The sequence below is a fragment of the Mesorhizobium sp. M8A.F.Ca.ET.161.01.1.1 genome (genome assembly GCF_004792105.1).
In the GTDB taxonomy this organism is placed as follows: Bacteria; Pseudomonadota; Alphaproteobacteria; order Rhizobiales; family Rhizobiaceae; genus Mesorhizobium.
This window is the reverse complement of the sequence record NZ_SRTD01000034.1, coordinates 1-19939: the sequence shown is the minus strand read 5'-3', so window position 1 is coordinate 19939 and position 19939 is coordinate 1. Positions and strand designations below refer to the sequence as shown.

Here is a 19939-nt window from a genome sequence, read left to right as displayed (position 1 = left end):
CAGAAACGCACCGTCGAGGAAACTTGGCGCCACATCGGCCACCTCGTCGAAACCATCGAGGCAGCCGAATGCAAGAACTACTTCGAAAACGCCGGATACGCTTCCGTCAAAACATGAAACGCTCTAGCGGAACGCGCATGGACAGACAAATAATATTATAATAGCATACCATTATAACTCGCAGAGGAGCCGCTGACTCTCCGGTTTGCAAGGGATGTCCGCGAGCGAGCTGTTTCAAATCGTCGGGTGGCCAGGCGCCCCGCACCGTCGATATCGACACGAGGCGCAGAAAATGCATGGGAGGAAAACATGCGGACTTTCGTGAGGGGCGCGATGCTTGCCGGCATCGTGCTGGCGCTGTCGGCGCTGCTGCCGTCGATCGCTTCGGCACAGTCGGTCGATGAGATTATTTCGCGCGGCAAGCTGGTCGTTGCCATCGACACAACCACGCCGCCCTACGGCTTTCTCGACGCCAATCTGAAACCGACCGGCTTCGACATCGAGGTCGCCAACAAGATGGGCGAGGCGCTGGGCGTGCCTGTGGAATTCGTCACCGTCACCTCGCCGGGCCGGATTCCGGCTTTGCTGACCAAGCAGGTCGATGCGGTGATCTCGATCTTCTCGATCACGCCGGCGCGCGCCATCCAGATCGACTATTCGATTCCCTATGCCGGCCAGTCGGCGGTGGTGATCGCGCCGAAGAGCACCTCGATCAAGGGCGTTGCCGACCTCGTCGGCAAGAAGGTTGGCCTGACGCGCGGCACCGGCGAGGACGGATTGCTGACCAAGGCCGCCGAAGCCAATCCGGGCATCGAGATCCTGCGCTTCGACGACTATTCCTCGCTGCTGCAGGCGATGGTGTCGGGCCAGATCGACGCCATGGGCGGCGGTGATTACGGCGAAATCTACCTGAAGAAAGCCGGGAACGGCGACGCCTTCGAGCAGAAATACGTGCTGAAGACCTTCTACTTCGGCATCGGCGTCGCCAAGGGCAACGACAATCTGCGCCAGTGGATCAACACCTGGCTGTTCACCCTTAAGACCGACGGCACGCTCGATGCGCTGTCGATGAAGTATCGCAACCAGCCGCTGCCGGTTCTGCCGGTCTTCTGATCGCGTCATTCCACGGCGGGACCGCGCATGGCAGCGGCCCCGCTTTCTCGACCTCGTGACGGAATGCCCATGCAAACCGCCCTGCAATTCGGCCCGATCCTGGTGCATCTCGACCTGTTGCTGCGCGGCCTGGAGAAGTCCATCCAGCTGGCGGCGCTGTCGATCCTGTTCGGCACCGCCATCGGTGTCCTTGGCGCCGTCGGACGCAGCTTTGGGCCGCGATTTCTGTCGTGGCCGATCGCTGCCTATGTCGAGATGATCCGCAACACGCCGCTCTTGATCCAGCTTTATTTCGTCTTCTTCTCGCTGCCGCTGTTCGGCTTCAAACTGTCGAGCAACACGGCGGCGGTCGTGGCGCTGTCGATCCATCTCGGCGCCTACGCCACCGAGATCCTGCGCGCCGGAATCGAGGCCATCCCCGAAGGGCAGATCGAAGCGGCCAAGTCGCTCGGCCTCAGTCGCTACCGCATCATCCGCCATATCGTTCTGGTGCCGGCGGCGCGCGCCGTCTATCCATCGCTGTCGGCGCAGTTCATCCTGCAGATCATGGGCACCTCGATCGTCGGCGCCATCGCCGCGGAAGAACTGACGGCGGTGGCCAACAACCTCGTCATGCAGACCTTCCGCAGCTTCGAGGTCTCTATCGTCATCGCCATCATCTATTTCGTGCTGGTGCAGGCGGCCAGCCTGTTCTTTGCCGGCATCGGCAAACTCATGTTCCGCTGGAAGGTCTAGATCATGAGCCTGCGCCATTTTGGCCCCAACGAACTGATGTTCCTGCTTCTGGCAACGCGTTGGACAATCCTTCTGGCGCTGATCGCCTTTGCCGGCGGCGGCCTGATCGGCCTCGTGGTGGCGGCGATCCGGGTGGCGCCGGCGCGGCCGCTGCGCTGGCTGGCCGCGGGCTACATCCAGTTCTTCATGGGCACGCCGATCCTGATCCAGCTATTCATGGCCTATTACGGTTCTTCGTTCCTTGGCTACCGGCCGGACCCCTGGGTGGCGGCGGCCGTGACCTTCTCGCTCAATGGCGGCGCTTTTTTCGGCGAAATCTTTCGCGGCGCCATCGAGGCAATTCCAAAGGGACAATGGGAGGCGTCAACGGCGCTCGGCTTCCGCTTTGTCAGGACGCTGCGGCTGGTGATCATCCCGCAAGCGGTGCGGCTGATGCTGCCGCCGACCGTCGGCTTCATGGTGCAGATCGTCAAGACGACATCGATCGCCTCGCTGATAGGCCTGACCGAGCTTGCGCGGGCCGCCACGCAGGTCAACACTGTGACCTTCCAGCCGGTGATGGTGTTCGGTACGGTGTCGCTGATCTACTTCGCGCTGTGCTGGCCGCTGTCGCTCTACGCAGGCTACCTCGAGCGTCGTTTCGCTACCGGAATGACTCGCAGGACCGAGACGCCGCTGGTCATGTCGGCAGTCTGAGCGAAGCCGTCAGCCCTTGAACGCCGGCAAGGTCAGGCCCTTGACGCCGACGTCGAGCGCGAACAGACCGCCCGGATTCTTCTGGCGCACGAAATGGCTGGCCGGGCGCTTGAGGACGGCAGAGGTGACGTAGAGGATGTCGAGGTCCTTGCCGCCGAACTCGCAACAGGTCGGCAGGTCGGTCGGCAGAACCACTGTTTCCATCAGCTCGCCATCGGGATCGTAGCGGCAGACCTTGCTGGTCACAGGGATGGTCACCCAGTAGCAGCCCTCGGCATCGACCGTGGCGCCGTCGGCGACGCCGCCTGTTGCCGTCATGTCGATGAAGGTGCGGCGGTTCTCGATGTCGCCGGTGGCGAGGTCGAAATCATAGGCCCAGACCGCGCCCGCATGGCTGTCGGAGAAGTACATGGTCTTCGAGTCCGGGCTCCAGGCCAGCCCGTTCGAGCAGCCGATGCCGTCGATCATCTTGTGCACGGAGAGATCGGCATCGAGCCGGTAGAGCGCGCCGATGAATTCGATCGGCTGTCCCGCCACCTCGAACATCGAGCCCGACCAGAAGCGGCCCTGGCGGTCCGGCTTGCCGTCGTTGAAGCGGGTCTTCGGCATATGTGCTTCCGGATCGACGATCGCCTCGAACTGGCCGGTTGCCGGGTCGAAGAAATGAAAGCCATTGGTCATGGTCAGCACCAGGCCGCCCTTCTCCCGCAGGCCAAGGCAGCCGAGATATTCCGGTGTCTCGAAGACCTCGTCCTTGCCGGTCGCGGGGTCGTAGCGATGGATCAGCTTCTTCCAGATGTCGATCCACCAGAGCACACCGGCCCTGGGGTCCCAGAGCGTGCCTTCGCCAAGCTCGGCCCTGGCATCGACGACACAAGTGATCTCGACCATTCTTCCCTCCGTTCAGCCCCAGCGCAGCCTGCCGCCGAGGCCGGCAAAGGCCTCGCTGCCGATCGAGACCGTGAGCAGGATCACCGCGCCATAGACGACGAGCAGGGCGCCGCTCGACAGGTTGAGCGCCGGCAAAAGACCAGTGAGGATGGTCAGCACCATGGCGCCGGCGACGGTGCCGAGATAGTGGCCGCTGCCGCCGAGGATCGAGGTGCCGCCAATGGCGACCGCGGCGATCGAGGTGAACAGATAGGCATCACCCATGCCGAGATAGGCCTGGCCGGAATAGCCGGTCAAAAGCATGCCGGCGAAGGCGGCGGCAAGGCCCGAAATCACATAGGTCAGGATGGTGGTGCGTGCCGTCGGCACGCCTGAGAATTCGGCCACGGTGGCGCTGGTGCCGAGCGCATAGAGGTGACGGCCGAAGGCCGCCTTGGAGAGCAGCACGGTCGCCACCAGCGTCAGGGCGAGCCAGATCAGCGCGATGACCGGAAAGCCGGCTATGCGGCCGACCGACAGGAACTGGATCAGCGCCGGCGCCGAGGGGGTCGGCGAGCCGCCGGTCAGCACCAGGATCAGGCCTTGCAGGATGACGTTGGTGGCCAGCGTCATGATGATCGGCGGTACGCCGAACCGGGCGACGCCGACACCATTGATCAGCCCGATGAAGGCGCCGCCGGCGAGCAGCAGCGGCATCACCCAGACCAGCGGCAGATCCTGCCCGCCGCACAGCAGCGCCATGATGATCGCCGCCGAATTCAGCACCCATGGCACCGAGAGATCGATGCCGCCGCCGATGATGACGAAGGTCTGGCCGAGCGCGACGATGCCGACAAAGGCCGCCAGCACGACGGTGGAGCGCATGTTGGAGACGGAGAGGAAGCCGGGCGAGAACAGCGCCGTGACCAGGAGCAGCACGACCATGCCGGCATAGGCGAGCACAATCAGCCGGTTGCGGGCGAGGAAGGCACTCATTGGACGCGGCCCCTTGCGGTTTTCTCGGCGACGGAACTGGCCAGCACCGAGAGCAGCAGGATGACACCGGACGCGACCGGCTGCCAGTAGCTCGATACATGCAGCACGAAGACGAGGTTGCCGATGAGGGTGAGCACGAAGGCGCCGATCAGCGTGCCGGCTAGATGGCCCCGGCCGCCGAACAGGCTGACGCCGCCAATGACCGCCGCCGCCACCGAAGGGAGAATGTAGTCCTTGCCGATGGTCGGCGAACCGGCACCGGTCTGTGTCACCAGGAACAGCGCCGCGCCCGCCGCGAACAGGCCGGACAGGCCGTAGGTGACGAGATTGACGCGGGTGATGGAGACACCAGACAGGAAGGCCGATTTTTCGTTCGATCCGGTTGCCTGGATTGAAATGCCCACCCGGGTGGCGCGGAACCACCACCAGAACAGCAGCAGGACCAGCAACATCCAGGCCGGACTGGTGAGGCCAAAGAGCTGCGTGGAGGCAAAGCCGACCCACCATGTGGGAATGCTGCCGCCGTCGGTCGGCAGGATGATCATGGCGACACCGTTGAGGATCGACCATGTCGCGAGCGTCACCAGGAAGGGCTGCAGCTTGAGCAGTGAGATCAGCAGGCCATTGAGCGCGCCGATGACAAAACCGAGCGCAAGGATGGCCAACGCCCAGAACCCGGTGGTTGACGGATCATCGGCGAACCGTGTCGCGGCGATCACCGTGCCAAGGCTGATCATGCCGCCGATCGACAGGTCGATGCCGCCGCGCAGCAGCACGATGGTCTGGCCCGTCGCCGCCAGCATCAGCGTCATCGCCGCCGCGGTGTCGAGATTGAGTTCGTCCAGCGTGAAGACGCCGGATTGCAGGCTGCCGTAGATGCCGACAATCAATGCCAGCATCAGGCAGGCGACCAGGAACGGCGCGCGGTCGAGCAAGCGGCCGCGCCAATCGATGGCCGGCGTGGTTGATTTCATGTCGGCCGGCCTTTGCATCATCTCGCTAGTCTGCTCCGCGCTCGCCATGACCATGCCTCAAGCCGCCTCGCGTTCAAGCATGGCGGCGCGCAAGATGCCGGCCTCGGAGATGCGATCGCCCTCCAGCGTCGCGGCGATACGGCCGTCGCGCATGACCAGCACGCGGTCGGCGACATGGACGAGTTCCGGCATGTCGCTGGAATGGAACAGGATCGCGTAACCCTTGGCGGCGAGGTCGCGCATCAGCTGGAAGATCTCGCCCTTGGTGCCGACATCGACGCCCCGCGTCGGGTCGTAGAGCAAGAGCACGCGCGCTTGCGTCAACAGCATCTTGCCGAAGATCACCTTTTGCTGGTTGCCGCCCGACAAGGTACCGGCGAGCTGCTCAGGCGTGCCGGCCTTGATGCGCAGGAAATCGACCATCTCCTTGACCAGAGCCGCTTCCTTTTGCCGGCTGAGCAAGCCGTTTTCGGTGAAGCGCTTGATCACCGACAGCGTCAGGTTCTCGCGCACGCTCTTGGTAAGGAGCAGGCCTTGCCCGCGCCGGTCCTCCGGCACCAGGGCGATGCCATCCCTGCCGGTCAAAGCCTGGCGTGGATTGCTGATCGCGACCGGCTTGCCCCACAGCTCGACGGCACCGCTCGCCCTGCTGGCGCCGAACAGTGCCTGGAACAGCTCGCGCTGGCCATGGCCCTGCAAGCCGCCGACGCCGAGCACCTCGCCCTCCCGCAAGGCAAAGTCGACACCGGAGAGCCGGCTGCCGCTCGACAGGCCTTCGACCCTTAGCGCGACGCGATCCGTGGCCGTGGCCACCCGCTCGGGATAGAGCCGGTCGAGATGCCGGCCGATCATCTGGGTGACGATCTCGTTGTCGGACACGGCGTTGGCCTCGTGCGCGGCGACGGTGCTGCCATTGCGGAAGATGGTCAGCCGGTCGGCGATGGCGCGCACCTCGGCCATGCGGTGCGAGATGAAGATGACCAGCCTGCCTTCCGCCGCCAGTTGCCGGGTGAGCTTCAGCAGCCATTCGGCTTCACGCGCGGGCAAAGCCGAGGTCGCCTCGTCGAGGATGAGGATGCGCGGGTCCTTGGCCAACCCCTTGGCGATCTCCACGATCTGCCGTTCGGCCAGCGTCAGCCGCCGCAATTCCTGGTCGGGACGCAACGCCGGAAAATCATACCTTTCGAGCAAGGCAAGCGTCCTGCGGCGCATCTCGGCGCGGTTGACGGTGCGCAGCAACGTCCTTGGCTCGTGGCGGAACCAGATATTCTGTTCCACGCTGAGGTCGGGGATCAGCGACAGTTCCTGAAAGACGGCGGCAATGCCGCGCGCCTGGGCCACGTCCGGATTGGCGGGGCGATAGTCCTGGCCGTCGACCAGGATCGAGCCGCCATCGTGCCGCACCGCGCCCGACAGGATCTGGATGAAGGTGCTCTTGCCGGCGCCATTCTCGCCGAGCAGCGCATGCACCTCGCCGGCGCGGGCGCTGAATGTCGCATCGCTCAGCGCAACGATGCCGCCATAGCGTTTGGACAGGCCTTTGACGGTGACGAGGTCCATGGATGCGCCTTCGAAAAGCTCTCCCGACATCTTGCGATGCCGGGAGACAGGGTCGTGGTCCCGTGATGTTACTTCGAGCCGGCGGCTTCCGCAGCGGTGATCTCGACCCAGTCGGGCGTGATCGGCAGCGTCAGGCCGGGCGCCTGGTCGGGGAAGGCATTTTCGCCGACCGCGATCTTGATCATCTTGGTGCCCGGATAGAGCTTGGACTCGAAGGGATCGGTGGTGACGAAATCACCCTTGACCGAGACGGAGCGCTCGGCCGGCTTCTTGCCGGTGTCGAGGATGTCGACCGCCAGCTTGATCGCTTCCGACGAAAGGTAGGCCGGATTGGAGCCAAGGATGCACTTGGCCCCTTGTGTCTGCGCGCAGGTGACGGCGGCGACATTGTAGGAGAAGCCGACGACCGGGACGATCGGCCGGCCGGCATCCTTCAGCGCCTGAATGGCGCCCGAGCCGTAGCCTTGCGTCATGATGCCGTCGATCTTCGGATTGGCGGCAAGCAGCGCCGCCACGCCGGACTGTTCCGGCCCAAGCGCGTAGTTACCGTTGTAATAGCCGACGACCTTGATGTCGGGATATTTGGCCAGCACCTTCTCGTAACCTTGCTGCAACTGCGCCGAGATCGGCGCGCCGGCGAGGCCGCGGTCGAGGATGATGTTGCCCTTGCCGCCAAGCTGGGTGGCCATCCACTCGGCCATCACGGAGGGGATGCGATCCCAGTCGGAAGCGACGGCAAAGGCGCAGGGTTCGGTCACCACCTGGTCGAAAGAGATGACGACGATGCCGGCGTCGCAGGCCTTCTTGATGGTCGGGTTGAGCGCCGAATCCGAACCGGCGTCGACGAGGATGGCGTCCGGCTTCTGACGGATGATGTTGTTCAGCGAATTGATCTGCGCCTGGACGGTGTTCTCGACATTCTCGATCTTGAGGTCGACGCGGCCTTTCAGCGGGCCCTTGTTCACCGACACCGTGGCGACGCGTTCCATCTGCTGGCGCCAGTCATTGCCGACGAAATTGTTCGAGAGATAGATGGTGTAGGGCTTCTTGTCCTCGGCGTGACCGGCCTGCATGCCGATCGCCGTCATGGCGACGGCAAGTGCCGCAAGGCCGATGTTACGGCTCAATGTTATCATGATTTTCTCCTCCCGTTTTTCGTTTCGAAACAGCACCGCCGAACAGTGGCGCCTTGCATCCGTAAAGTCAGGTTCCCGAGGCCTCCTTGGGCGTGATTTCAACCCAGCTCGGTGACACCGGCAAAGACAGACCCGGCGCCAGATCGGGAAATACGGTCTTGCCCAATTCGATCTTCACCGCCGACGAATTCGCGGCGTATTTGGCGTCGACCATATCCGTGGTGAGACCCGGCGAGTTGAACAGCACGGTGGTGTCGGCAGGCTTCTTGCCGGTGTCGAGTATGTCGACCGCGAGCTTGATGGCCTCGGCCGACAGCGACGGCGGATTGGCGCCGAGCCAGCATTTTGCGCCCTTGGTCTCGGCGCAGGTAACGCCAGTGCCGTTGAAGGCCGCGGCGACGATCGGCACCAGCGGCCGGTCGGCATTCTGCAGCGCCTTGATGGCGCCGGTGCCGTAGCCCTGCGAGAAGATGCCATCGACTTCCGGATGCGCGGCAAGCAGGCTGGCCACGCCTTCCTGTTCGGGACCGGCGGCGTAATTGCCGTTGAAATAGCCGACGATCTCGATGCCGGGGTATTTCTTCAGCACCGCTCCGAAATTCTTCTCGAACTGCTCCGAGATCGGCGCGCCGGCAAGGCCGCGGTCCATCAGCACCTTGCCCTTGCCGCCGAGGATGGAGGCCATCCATTCGGCCTGGTTGTTGGCCATGATGTCGAAATCGGAATGCATCTTGTAAGCGCATTCGGCCGACACCGTTTGGTCGAAGCTGACGACAATGATGCCGGCGTCGCAGGCTTTCTTGATGGTCGGGTTGAGCGCCTCGGCCGACGACGCATCGATCAGGATGGCGGCGGGCTTCTGGCGGATGATGTTGTTCAGCGAATTGATCTGCGCCTGGACGGTGTTCTCGGCGTTCTCGATCTTGAGGTCGACACGGCCTTTCAGAGGCCCCTTGGTGGTCGCGACATTGGCGACGCGCTCCATCTGCTGGCGCCAATCATTGCCGACGAAATTGTTCGAGAGATAGATGACGTAGGGCTTCTTGTCTCCGCTATGGCCAGGCGTGGCGGACATAGACACCGCGAACCCGGCAAACGCCACGAAGCAGGCGCTCAAGCTCCTCAATTTCATGGTCTCCTCCCTGTGTTCCCTACCCAGCCGGTGATGGACTGCGCCATCTTCATCGGCTGAGGAAGCATTATATGATACCGGTACCAATTGCGGATGTCAATTTGACCGGGACTTTCCCAAGGCTGTGCCTGCAGGCAAAATTCGCCGGATTTCCTCCCTGCGACGTCTCCCGAAGCCGGCATCTCAGCCTAGCTATCATGCTATTATAATTTTATGGCCCTGTCTATGCGGACCGCATCAGAAAATGCCGCGTCGGGCGGGCTTCAGGACAGGTCGTTCGGCGCATCGTAGGTGATGCTGAAAATGTCGGCGGGGTGACGCGCGACGGAGAATTCGATGCTGCGCTGGTCCGCCGACTGGTAGAGCATCTCCACCGTCAGCACGGCGCCCCCCAGCGCAATGCCGAGGTCGGCGGCCACAGCCTCGTCCGCGATTTCGGCGCGCACCGTCACATGCGCCACATCGAGCCGCAGGCCGAGATGTTTCTGCACCGAACGGAAGATCAGCACGTCGGAAAAGTCCTCCCGCTTCAACCGGGCGCCGACATCGGGCGGAAAATAGGTGGTGATCTGCGCCTTCCTCTGTTCGCCGATCGACAGCACGCTGCGCAGGCAATAGCCGGCCTCGTCCTTGGCCATGCCGAAATGGCGCTGGAGCACGGGCGAAACCTCCTTGCGGTAGGATTTCACCGCCAGCTTCGCATCCTTTGTGAAGGCCGCCATGTCGGCGAAGTTCTTGAATTTCCAGCTGAGGTTTACCGACGGATTGCGCGCCGTGACCACCGCCGGTTTCGCCGAGCGCTTCCTGATCAGGCCGTCGGCCTCGAGATCGCGCAGCGCCTGGCGCACGGTGATCAGGCTGACGCCGAAATGCTCGGCGATGGTCGCTTCCTTGGGCAGCTCGCCGCCGACCGGGAAGGTGCCGTTGCCGATCGGCTCGCGCAGGATGTCGGCGAGCTGCCGGTAAAGCGGCCCATTGGCGCGGCCGAGCGTGCGCTTGGGAAGACTTTCGATGGTGGGAACGGAATGGTCCATGTGCCTCGTCGCGCCTGTGTCGAAGCTTTTATAATAGCTTCCTTCGCCCGAGGCTAGGCAACGTCGGCAATGATCAACCCTCTCAGACGAAGAGCCGAAGCGGGTGTTCGATGGCCGATTTCAGGGTAGCGAGCCAAGCGGCGGCGTTTGACTCATCGACGCTCGAGGCATCCGTTATCAGCAGGCACTCGGCTTGATTGCCCGCCGTGTCGAGCGAAACGGCCAGGCGCATGGCACGGTCGGGCAGAAGTGGCATCATAATCGGCCGAATGCTGCTTGCGGGGAGAAGCCGCAGAGATAGAACCGCGAACTTTCCCGCGTCGTCACGGTCGCCACGCAGGGATGCAAGCCGCGCTGCGCGCATCGATGTCAGGGATATCTCCGGAACTGTCGCGAACACTGCTTGCCGGCCGGGCAGCTCCAATGCCACGCAAGCATCGGCGCCCCAATCGATATCTGGGGATTCATCGAATGCTCGACCTGCCGCACGCAAGAGCACATCGTCGATGTCGAACATCCTCCCCGTACTTTCCAGCGCGGCCAGAAGGTCTTTCAGAGCGCCCAGTGCTATCGATGTGGCAAAGGCGGCGATGCTGGATACGGCGACGGAAGGGGAGGCTGGAGCGGCCTCGACAGCTGGCTGACCGACAGGCCGCGGGGGCGCGGCGAAGCTCAACACATCGGCGGCCAGGATGCGCCCACCCGGACCGCTGCCCCGAAGCGTCTCGAGCGGCAGCGCACACTCGCGCGCCAGGCGGCGGGCGTATGGGGAAACCGCAAGACGCCTCGCCTGCACCGCCGCTGCGTTCATTTCAGATACTCGGAGTTGACGCAGTTGGTGAGCCGGCCCTCGGCAAGATAGGCGTGCACGACTTCGATCGATTTCAGCCTGAGGTCGCGCATCGATGCCGGGCTGTAGAAGGCGGCATGCGGGGTGACGATCAGGCGATTGGCGATCCACGGCTCGCGATTGCGCCACGCCGCCAGCAGCGGATGGTCGAGATCGCCCGGTTCGTTCGGCAGCACGTCCAGCCCGGCACCGCTGACCGTGCCGTTGCGCATCGCCGTCTCCAGCGCGTCGAGATCGACGATCGGACCGCGCGCGGTGTTGATCAGCACGAGGCCTGGCCTGGCGGCGGCGAAGGTCGCCGCGCCGAGCAGCTTGCGGGTTTCTTCGCTGAGCGGTGCGTGGACACTCACCACATCGGCTCGCCCCATCAACTCCGCCAGCGAATGGACGCGTTCGTAGCCGGTCGAGAGATCAACGCCGGACAGGAGGTGCGGATCATAGAATACCACCTTCATGTCGAAAGCGGCGGCACGGCGCGCGGTGGCGAGCCCGATACGACCGAGCCCGACAATGCCGAAGGTGGCGCCCTTGTGCCTTCTCACCAGCGGCGCCTTGGAAAAATGCCAGCCTTCGGCTCCATTGCGAAGTTCAGCGCCATAGGCCGAGGTGCCGCGTGTCAGCGCCAGCATCAGGGCGATGGCGTGGTCGGCGACCTCGGTCGTGCCATAATCCGGCACATTGCAGGCCGGGATGTTGCGTGCGCCCCAGCCTGCCGTGTCGATGTTGTCGAAGCCGACGCCGGAACGCACCGCGATGCGTGCCTTGGGAAAGGCCGACGGGGCGGCGGCGACATTGTGGGTCGGCGAATAGTTGATGACGGCGTCGGCCGTCTCGCAGGCTGCCGGATCGAGCGTGGCGGCCTTGTCATTGGTCGAGCGGGCGAGGATGAACTCGATGTCGGGATAATGCTCGCGCTCGAGTTCGGCCTCGTCGGCGGCTTGCCAGTTGGCGCACAGGATCTTCATGCCAGTCCTTCGGATTTGATGTACGGAAGTGGTCTATCTCTTGATCCCGCCGATGCGGCCGCCCATCGGCACCGCCGCGCCAACCGGCTGATCGATGGCGGCAAGCGTTCCGCTGACCGGCGCCTCGATCTCGACCACGGCCTTGTCGGTCTCGATCTCTGCGATCAGCTCCCCCTCCTTGACGGGATCACCGACCGCCTTCAGCCATTTGATGACAGTGCCTTCGCTCACCGTTAGGTCGCCGAACGGCATTGTCACCGGCTCGTCGTCGCTGGCGGCGACCGGGGGCTGGGCCGATGGCGCGGGTGGCACCATCTTGGCCGGGGCAGGTGCTGGCTTAGCCGGCACAGCACTCTTCAAGCCAACCATGTACCAGTGATCCGGCACCGGCGGCCGGCCTGATATGACGTCGCGCACGCCTTGCGCGATCCGGGCCGTATCGACCAGCATGGCGCGCTCCAGCACCGGCGCGAAGGGGTGCGAGGTCGGCGCGGTGTGCAGCCTTCCCGGCGGCGCGTCGAGTTCGTCGAAGGCGAGTTCGTTGATGGCCTGTGCGATCTCGCCGCCCAGCCCGCACATCGCCCAGGCCTCGTCGACGATGAGCAGGCGATGGGTCTTGCGGACGCTGGCGACGATGCTATCGATGTCGAGCGGCATGATGGTGCGCGGGTCGATCACCTCCGCCTCGATGCCTTCGCCGGCCAACAGGTCCGCGGCCTCCAGCACACGCTGCACCATCTGGCCGGCGGCGACGATGCTGATATCGGTGCCGGTCCGGGCGATGCGCGCCACACCGAAGGGCACAAAATGCTCGCCGACCGGCACCTCGTCTTTCGAGGCAAACAGCGCCTTGGGCTCCAGCATGATGACGGGATCGCCGGCCCGCAGCGCGGTCTTCATCAACCCCTTGGCATCCGCCGGGGTCGAAGGCACGCAGACGATGAGGCCGGGCATGTGGGCGAAGATCGGATGGTAGATGCCGCTGTGATGCGGCCCGGAACTGCGCAGCGCGCCGGCACCGACGCGCACCACCATAGGCGCGCTCATCAGGCCGCTGGTCATGTAGCGCAGCTTGGCGGCCTGCAGAAAGATCTGGCCGGCGGTCTCGAAGGCGAAGTCGGCGAACATCAGATCCGAGACGGTCCGCGCGCCGGTGGCCGAAGCGCCGACGGCGGCGGCGGTAAAGCCTTGTTCGGAGATCGGCGTATCGACCATCCGCTCGGCGCCGAACTCCTGCCACAGGTTCTTGGTGTGCGCGAAACTGCCGCCGCGCTCGCCGGTGCCCTCGCCGAAATAAAGGATCGCCGGATTGGCGCGCATCTCCTCGGCGAGGCCGTCGCGAACGGCTTCGAGCCAGCCTTGCATGCGCGTCTCGCCGACCGCGCGCGGCTGCAGGGCGGCGGGCGGATTGATCGGGTCGGCGAAAACATGCAGGCGCACGGTGGCCGGATCAGGCTCGGGCGAGTTGCGGGCGAAGGTCAGCGCCTGCTCGACCACGGTCTCGATCCGCGCCTCGATTGCCGCAAGCGCCTCGGCGTCGGCGATGCCGTAGTCCTCGATCAGTTTCCTGCGGAACATGTCGATCGGATCGCGCTTGATCCAGGCGTCGAGTTCCTCCTGCGTCCGGTAGGTGCCGATGACCGGGTCGCCTTCGTGGTGGCCGACCGTGCGATAGGTCTTGGCCTCGATCAGCGTCGGGCCCTTGCCGGCGCGGGCGCGTTCGGTGGCTTCCTTCATCGCCAGCCAGACAGCGAAGACGTCGTTGCCGTCGACGGCGACGCCGGGCATGCCATAGGACGCCGCCTTGCTGGCGATCTCGGGATTGAGCGTGACGGATTTGAGCGGCGTCGCGGTGGCGTAGAGATTGTTCTCGCAGATGAAGACGGCGGGCGCCCGTTGCACGGCGGCGAAGTTGAGCGCCTCGTGGAAGCCGCCATGATTGGCGGCGCCATCGCCGAAGAAGGCGACGCCGATATCGTCGCGGCCTTGCTGGCGCGCGCTCATGCCGATGCCAACGGCATGGCCGATGCCGGCGGCGACGATGCCATTGGTGCCGAACAGGCCGACCGAGCGGTCATAGAGATGCATGGTGCCGCCGCGCCCGCCGCAGATACCATCGGCCTTGCCGAACAGCTCGGCCATCACCCGGCCGGGATCGGCGCCCTTGGCCAGAGCATGGCCGTGGCCGCGATGGGTCGACGTCACCCAGTCGGTTGGCCTGAGATGCGCGCAGACACCGACGCCGGTCGCCTCCTCGCCGATATAGAGGTGCAGGAAACCGGGCGTTTCGCCCTTGCGGCAGGCGATCTGGGCGATGCTTTCGAAGCGGCGCAGCAGCACCATGCGTTCGAACAGGTCGAGCAGGATTTTCCGGTCGGGCAGATTTGACGCACTCCTGGAATCCTCGCGTGCACGCGCCGCAGACATTGCCACCAAAGCCTCCCTGAATGCGTCTGGCGCCGGGCGGCAGAGCGCCGGCGGCGGGCTTGTTGGTCGCCCGCTTCGACGCATCATAGATTATAATAGCATAATGTCTACTGGCTCTGACCGAGCTGTGCGAGAGGCTAGAGTCTGGTGATCCGCACGGCTGCGTCAGGCCGCTGGAACAGCTCCGGCCGCAGGCTGAGGCCAAGGCCCGGCCCTTCGAGCGGCGCGACATGACCGTCCCTGACCGGCGGGATGTCGGCGACGATCTCGGTGTACCAGCCGGTGAAATAGGCGCGTACCGCTTCCTGGTAATTGACGTTCGGCAAGGTCGCCGACAAGGCGCAGCTCGCCGCGTAAACGATCGGCCCGGTGCAGTCGTGCAAGGTGACAGGCAGTTCGCTGGCTTCGGCCATGTTGGCGATCTTGCGCGCCTCGGACAGGCCGCCGCACCAGGCGAGGTCGATCATGATCACGCTAGCCGCGCGCTTGTCGATCAACTGCTTGAACATCTGCCGCGACGCCAGCCTTTCGCTGGCGGCGATCGGGATGGAGGTGTGGCGGGCGAGCTCGGCCATGGCGTCGAGTTCGTTGTAGCGGATCGGCTCTTCCAGCCAGGCGACGTCATAGGGTTTCAGCGCCTCGGCGATGCGCAGCACCGGCGGCAAGGTCCACAGCCCATGCAGTTCGACCATGATCTCCATGTCGCGGCCGACGGCGTCGCGGATCTTGTGGAAGGGCTCCAGCGCCTTGTCGAGATCGACAAGCGAGATGCGGGTGCCGTTCGAGGCCTCGGCGGCGATGTCGAACGGCCAGATTTTCATGGCGCCAACGCCTTCCGACTTCAGGCTTTTGGCGAGATCGCCGGCATTGTAGCGCCAGGCGAGCAGGTCTTCATACGGACCATCATTCGAATCGCCTGACTTGAGCGACCAGTCCTCGCCGCGCTCGAAAAGGGCATTCTTCTTCGTGGCGCGGACATGCTTGTAGCCGGCGCAAGTGTTGTAGATCGGCACGGTCGCGTGGGTGCGCCCGCCAAGCAGCCGCCAGACCGGCTCGCCGAGCGCCTGGCCATAAATATCCCACAGCGCGATGTTGACGGCGGAATTGCCGCGCACCTCGGCGCCGGAATCGCGGGCGCCGACATAGACGCTGCCCAGCGTGCGGTCGTGCAACTCGATGTCGCGCGGGTCCTTGCCCAAGAGATAGGACGCGACATTGTCGTGGATGTAGGCGGCGACCGGCCCCGGCGCCCAGAAGGTCTCGCCGGTTCCGACAAGGCCGGCGTCGGTGTGGACGCGCAACCAGAACAGGAACGGGAATTCGGCCAGCTGCAGCGTTTCGAGCGCGACGACTCTCATCTTTTCCTCCCAACTCCCGCCGATACTACAGTCCAAGGACAATAGCACATAGCCGTTGACAGCCATTTATGGTACCGGTATCAATTTCGTCAAGATCGCCTCCGGGAGGGTGCTCGCTTGCCTGCCCAAAATCGAAACAAGATGCCGCTCAGGGCGCTGGTCACAGGCGCTGCCGGCGGGCTCGGCCGCGAGGTGGCGGTTCAGCTGGCGCGTCGCGGCTGTTTCGTCGCGGTCACCGATATCAACGGCGATGGGCTCGCCGAGACCGCCAGGCAGATCGGCGAAACCGGCACGGAAACCGAAAGCATCGTCAGCGATTTCACCGGGGAAGGCGCGCCGGAAGCGGCCGTCGAAAAAGTCGTCGCGCGCTGGGGCGGCATCGACATCCTGGTCAACAATGCCGGCTATGGCGTGATCGAGCCCTTCCTCGACGCCACCTTCAAGGCCTGGACGCGTACGCTGGCGCTCAATGTCACAGCCCTTGCCATGGCCTGCAAGGCGGCGGGCCGGGTGATGCGGGAGCAGCGCTCCGGGCGCATCATCAACATCACCTCGCCGGGCTCGCGCATGGCGCTGCCCGACTACACCGCCTACACGGCGAGCAAGGCCGGCGTCGATTCCATCACCCGCGCCGCGGCAGTGGCGCTCGCGCCCTATGGCGTGCTGGTCAACAGCCTGGCGCCGGGCATGATGGACACCGAAATGCAGCGCTCGACCGAAATCGACCTTGCCCGTGCCAATGGCCGCGACGATTTGCAGGCCTTTCTCGACGAGCGCACCCGCCGCATCCCGCTCGGCCGCCGTGCCGAGATTGCGGAAGTGGCCGAGGCCGTCGTCTGGCTCTGCCTCGACGCGCCTGATTACATGACCGCCGAGCGGCTCAACATGTCGGGCGGGCTCGACAAGGACTGATCCAGATGCTGCGAAACGCTCCTCCCGGCTACGCCGACATCGGCGCGCTCGAACGCAAGGCGATGCTGCTGCGCCGTCATATGCTGACGATGGCGCGCGGCCAGGGCCAGGGCTATATCGGCCAGGGCCTCGGCATCGCCGAAGTGCTGGCGGCGCTCTATTTCCACGAGCTGCGCTACGATCCCGGCAATCTCGGTTGGCCCGACCGCGACCGCTTCCTGCTGTCGACCGGGCACTATTCCATCGCGCTGTGGGCGGCTTTTGCCGAGGCCGGCATCTTTCCGGTCGAGGAACTCGCCACCTACGGCGCCGACAACAGCCGGCTGGAGATGTCAACGCTCGACACCACGCCCGGCGTCGAGATGATCGGCGGCTCGCTCGGTCATGGTCTGGGACAGGGCGTCGGCCAGGCGCTGGGCCTGCGTGTCGATCGCTCCGATGCGCGCGTCTTCGTCGAACTGTCGGATGGCGAAATGCAGGAAGGCTCGACCTGGGAAGCAGCCATGTCGGCCAGCCACTTCAAGCTCGACGGGCTGGTGGCGCTGATCGACTGCAACGGCATTCAGGCCGACGGGCCTGTCGTGCTCGACATGGAGCCGGTGGCCGACAAATGGCGCGCCTTCGGCTGGCAGACAGCCGAGATCGACGGCAATGACATGACCGCGGTGGTTGGCGCGCTGGCGGATGCGAGAAACCGCAACGGCAAGCCAAAGGCGATCATCCTGCGCACACGGCCCGGCAAGGGTGTGCCCCGCATCGAGACTTCCGAGAAGTCGCACTTCTTCCGCATCGACGTGGCGCAATGGGATGGCATCATCGCCGAGTTCGAGAAAACCGTGGGAGCGAGCCGATGAGCGGCGCGGCGATGGAGGCCAGCCGCACGCTGGCCATGGGCCAGGACGAGGCCGTCGGCGGCGGACGGCGCAGCGTTGAGGCACCCTTCGGCCGGGCATTGGCAAGGCTCGGCGAGAGCCGCCCCGACATTGTCGGACTGACCGCCGATCTCGGCAAATACACCGACATCCTGCCATTCCGAGACGCCTTCCCGGAGCGCTTCTTCAACGTCGGCATGGCCGAGCAGAATCTGGTCGCCGTCGCCGCCGGGCTGGCGCGCACCGGCAAGGTGGCGTTCGCCACCACCTATGGCGTGTTCGCGACGCGGCGCGCCTATGATTTCGTCGCCATCGCGCTGGCCCACTCCAATCTCGACGTCAAGATCGTCGCGGGCCTCCCCGGTCTCACGACCGGCTATGGCGGCACCCATCAGGCGATCGAGGACCTTGCGCTGATGCGCATGATCCCCGGCCTGACTATCATCGACCCCTGCGACGCGACCGAGATCGAAGCCGCGACCGAAGCGATCGCGCAACATCGAGGACCGGTCTACATGCGACTGCTGCGCGGCAGCGTGCCGGTTGTGTTCGAGCCCGGTTACGTCTTCGAGATCGGCAAGGCGCGCCGCCTGCGCCAGGGTAGCGATGTCGGCATCATCTCGACCGGCCTGATGACCGAAAGGACATTGGATGCAGCCGATGCTTTGCAAAAACGGGGCGTCGCTGCCGGCGTGCTGCATGTGCCGACCATAAAGCCGTTCGACAGCGAGGCGGTGGCCGAATTCGCCGCGTCGGTTGACCGTATCGTGACAGTGGAAAACCACGTCGTGGTCGGTGGCCTGGCGAGCCTTGTGGTCGAGACCTTGTTCGATGCCGGCATTGCGAAGACAGTGACGCGCGTCGGCCTGCCGGACCGCTATATCGAATGCGGCGCGGTGCCGACCTTGCAAGCGAAATACGGACTGACGACCGAGGCCGTCATCGCGACCATTGCCGCATTGAGCTAGGGTTCTCCCATGAAGATTACAGAGATCGAGACCTTTGCCGTCGGCGCCGGCTGGAAGAACTGGCTGTTTGTCAAAGTACATACCGACAAGGGCATCCACGGGATCGGCGAAGGCACGCTGAACGGTTTCATCAAGACTACCGAAGCCGGCGTGCACGAGTTGAAACACCTCGCCATCGGCCAGGACCCGCGCCGCATCAACGCGCTGGCCAAACGCATGCTGGACAGCGTCTCGCTCGACGGCGGCCACATCCACCGCACGGTGATCGCGGCCATCGAAGTCGCATGCTGGGACATACTGGGCAAGAGCCTCGGCGTGCCGATCCACCAATTGCTCGGCGGCCAGGTGCGCGACAGCGTGCTCGGCTATGCCAATGGCTGGTACCGCACCGAGCGCTCGCCCGAGGCCTTTCTCGATGCGGCGAAAGCGGTGCTGGCCAAAGGCTTCAAGGCATTCAAACTCGACCCGTTCGGCACCGCCAAAGGCTTCATTTCGCGCGAGGAGCTGGAGCTTTCCTACGCCATCTGCCGGACCTTACGTGACGGGCTGCCAAAGGACACGCTGATCCTGATTGACGTGCATGCGCGCTTCACCGAGATCGCGGCACTGCAGGCGGCGCAAAAATTCGCCGATCTCGACATCTACTGGTGGGAAGAGCCGACCTCGCGCGACCGCCAGGAGACCGTGCATGAAGTGGCGCACCGCTCGCCCATCCCGGTGGCGACGGGCGAGATGTACGACACGGTCGGTCAGTTCTACACGCTGGCGGCCGGCGGCGGCGTCAACATCTTCCAGCCCGAGCCGATGTCGCTCGGCGGCATCGGGCCGTCGATGCAGGTGGCCAATCTGGCGCTTGCTCATGGCAGCCATATCGCGCCGCACCAGAGCGGCGGACCGGTGGCGACGGCGGTTTGCCTGCAACTGGCGGCGGCGGTGCCGAACTTCCTCATTCAGGAACATTTCGACGCCTTCAACGACCCCTGGACGCGCGAGCTGGTGAGCTGGCATCCGACCGTCAATCCCGACAATGGCCATCTGTCGCTACCGGACGCGCCGGGGCTCGGCATCGACCTCGACATCGATGCGATCAAGGATCATCCCTACGATCCCAACGCCTATCTCAACGTCCACGCCGAAGGCTGGGAGAAACGCCTCGGGCGGCGCGAAGAGGCGGGGAAGCGTGGCCTTTAGGTTGGCAAAAGCCCTCCGGCCATTCGTCATGTATGGACGGCCCCTCTTGGGCAAGAGGCAAAATAGCGGCGCCGGCGCAAGTCTGGAGCGGTCATGTATTCGGCCTTTAATGCGATCGATTTCGATGACCGCTGGCCCTCAGGGGTTACG

General features: G+C 64.5%; 18 protein-coding genes and 1 pseudogene. 8 read left to right on the top strand and 11 right to left on the bottom strand.

Annotation, left to right across the window (positions count from 1 at the left end):
• The 4 genes and pseudogenes from EN804_RS34300 to EN804_RS34285 all read left to right on the top strand — a co-directional run.
• Positions 1–117, top strand: a pseudogene (locus tag EN804_RS34300) (IS630 family transposase); the annotation flags it as partial.
• A gap of 192 nt (positions 118–309) precedes the next feature.
• Entirely contained in the window at positions 310–1113 is an 804-nt protein-coding gene (locus EN804_RS34295) for a transporter substrate-binding domain-containing protein (protein ID WP_135922278.1), read from the top strand.
• 69 nt (positions 1114–1182) lie between these two features.
• Positions 1183–1848: an amino acid ABC transporter permease gene (locus EN804_RS34290; protein WP_135922277.1), complete on the top strand. Its 666-nt coding sequence runs from the start codon at positions 1183–1185 to the stop codon at positions 1846–1848.
• A gap of 3 nt (positions 1849–1851) precedes the next feature.
• Entirely contained in the window at positions 1852–2544 is a 693-nt protein-coding gene (locus EN804_RS34285; RefSeq protein ID WP_135922276.1) for an amino acid ABC transporter permease, read from the top strand.
• A gap of 9 nt (positions 2545–2553) precedes the next feature.
• On the opposite strand, the gene EN804_RS34280 is transcribed toward EN804_RS34285, so the two are convergent.
• The 11 genes from EN804_RS34280 to EN804_RS34230 form a co-directional block, all read right to left on the bottom strand.
• Positions 2554–3435: an SMP-30/gluconolactonase/LRE family protein gene (locus tag EN804_RS34280; protein WP_135922275.1), complete on the bottom strand. Its 882-nt coding sequence runs from the start codon at positions 3433–3435 to the stop codon at positions 2554–2556.
• 12 nt (positions 3436–3447) lie between these two features.
• On the bottom strand, positions 3448–4410 hold the full coding sequence (locus EN804_RS34275) for an ABC transporter permease (RefSeq protein ID WP_135922274.1): 963 nt from the start codon (positions 4408–4410) through the stop codon (positions 3448–3450).
• A complete protein-coding gene (locus EN804_RS34270) occupies positions 4407–5384 on the bottom strand; it encodes an ABC transporter permease (RefSeq protein ID WP_246693530.1) in 978 nt (325 codons plus the stop codon). The genes EN804_RS34275 and EN804_RS34270 overlap by 4 nt, the downstream gene beginning before the upstream one ends.
• A 57-nt stretch (positions 5385–5441) precedes the next feature.
• Complete coding sequence (locus EN804_RS34265; protein WP_245464333.1) at positions 5442–6944, bottom strand: sugar ABC transporter ATP-binding protein; 1503 nt, start codon at positions 6942–6944, stop codon at positions 5442–5444.
• 68 nt (positions 6945–7012) lie between these two features.
• Positions 7013–8080, bottom strand: a complete 1068-nt coding sequence (locus tag EN804_RS34260; protein WP_135882658.1) for a substrate-binding domain-containing protein — start codon at positions 8078–8080, stop codon at positions 7013–7015.
• A gap of 67 nt (positions 8081–8147) precedes the next feature.
• Entirely contained in the window at positions 8148–9212 is a 1065-nt protein-coding gene (locus tag EN804_RS34255) for a substrate-binding domain-containing protein (protein ID WP_246693529.1), read from the bottom strand.
• 263 nt (positions 9213–9475) lie between these two features.
• The gene (locus EN804_RS34250; RefSeq protein ID WP_135922272.1) at positions 9476–10246 is read right to left on the bottom strand and encodes a GntR family transcriptional regulator; all 771 of its coding nucleotides are present in this window, start codon (positions 10244–10246) and stop codon (positions 9476–9478) included.
• An 82-nt stretch (positions 10247–10328) separates the two neighbouring features.
• Complete coding sequence (locus EN804_RS34245; protein WP_127277921.1) at positions 10329–11057, bottom strand: E3 binding domain-containing protein; 729 nt, start codon at positions 11055–11057, stop codon at positions 10329–10331.
• Entirely contained in the window at positions 11054–12061 is a 1008-nt protein-coding gene (locus tag EN804_RS34240; protein WP_135922271.1) for a C-terminal binding protein, read from the bottom strand. The genes EN804_RS34245 and EN804_RS34240 overlap by 4 nt, the downstream gene beginning before the upstream one ends.
• A gap of 33 nt (positions 12062–12094) precedes the next feature.
• Entirely contained in the window at positions 12095–14488 is a 2394-nt protein-coding gene (locus EN804_RS34235) for a thiamine pyrophosphate-dependent enzyme (RefSeq protein ID WP_246693528.1), read from the bottom strand.
• 137 nt (positions 14489–14625) lie between these two features.
• Complete coding sequence (locus tag EN804_RS34230; protein WP_135922269.1) at positions 14626–15846, bottom strand: mandelate racemase/muconate lactonizing enzyme family protein; 1221 nt, start codon at positions 15844–15846, stop codon at positions 14626–14628.
• 117 nt (positions 15847–15963) lie between these two features.
• Here EN804_RS34230 and EN804_RS34225 point away from each other — a divergent pair, with 117 nt between their 5' ends.
• Genes EN804_RS34225 through EN804_RS34210 form a run of 4 tightly spaced genes read left to right on the top strand, consistent with a single transcriptional unit; the run spans position 15964 to position 19789 of the window.
• On the top strand, positions 15964–16758 hold the full coding sequence (locus EN804_RS34225; RefSeq protein ID WP_127871226.1) for an SDR family oxidoreductase: 795 nt from the start codon (positions 15964–15966) through the stop codon (positions 16756–16758).
• 5 nt (positions 16759–16763) lie between these two features.
• Positions 16764–17612, top strand: a complete 849-nt coding sequence (locus EN804_RS34220; RefSeq protein ID WP_135922268.1) for a transketolase — start codon at positions 16764–16766, stop codon at positions 17610–17612.
• Positions 17609–18598 carry a transketolase C-terminal domain-containing protein gene (locus tag EN804_RS34215; RefSeq protein ID WP_135922267.1) on the top strand — a complete coding sequence of 330 codons (990 nt, stop codon included), beginning with the start codon at positions 17609–17611 and terminating at the stop codon, positions 18596–18598. The genes EN804_RS34220 and EN804_RS34215 overlap by 4 nt, the downstream gene beginning before the upstream one ends.
• Positions 18599–18607: 9 nt before the next feature.
• Positions 18608–19789 (top strand): mandelate racemase/muconate lactonizing enzyme family protein, encoded by a 1182-nt coding sequence (locus tag EN804_RS34210; RefSeq protein WP_135922266.1) that lies wholly within the window; start codon positions 18608–18610, stop codon positions 19787–19789.
• Positions 19790–19939 lie beyond the last annotated feature (150 nt).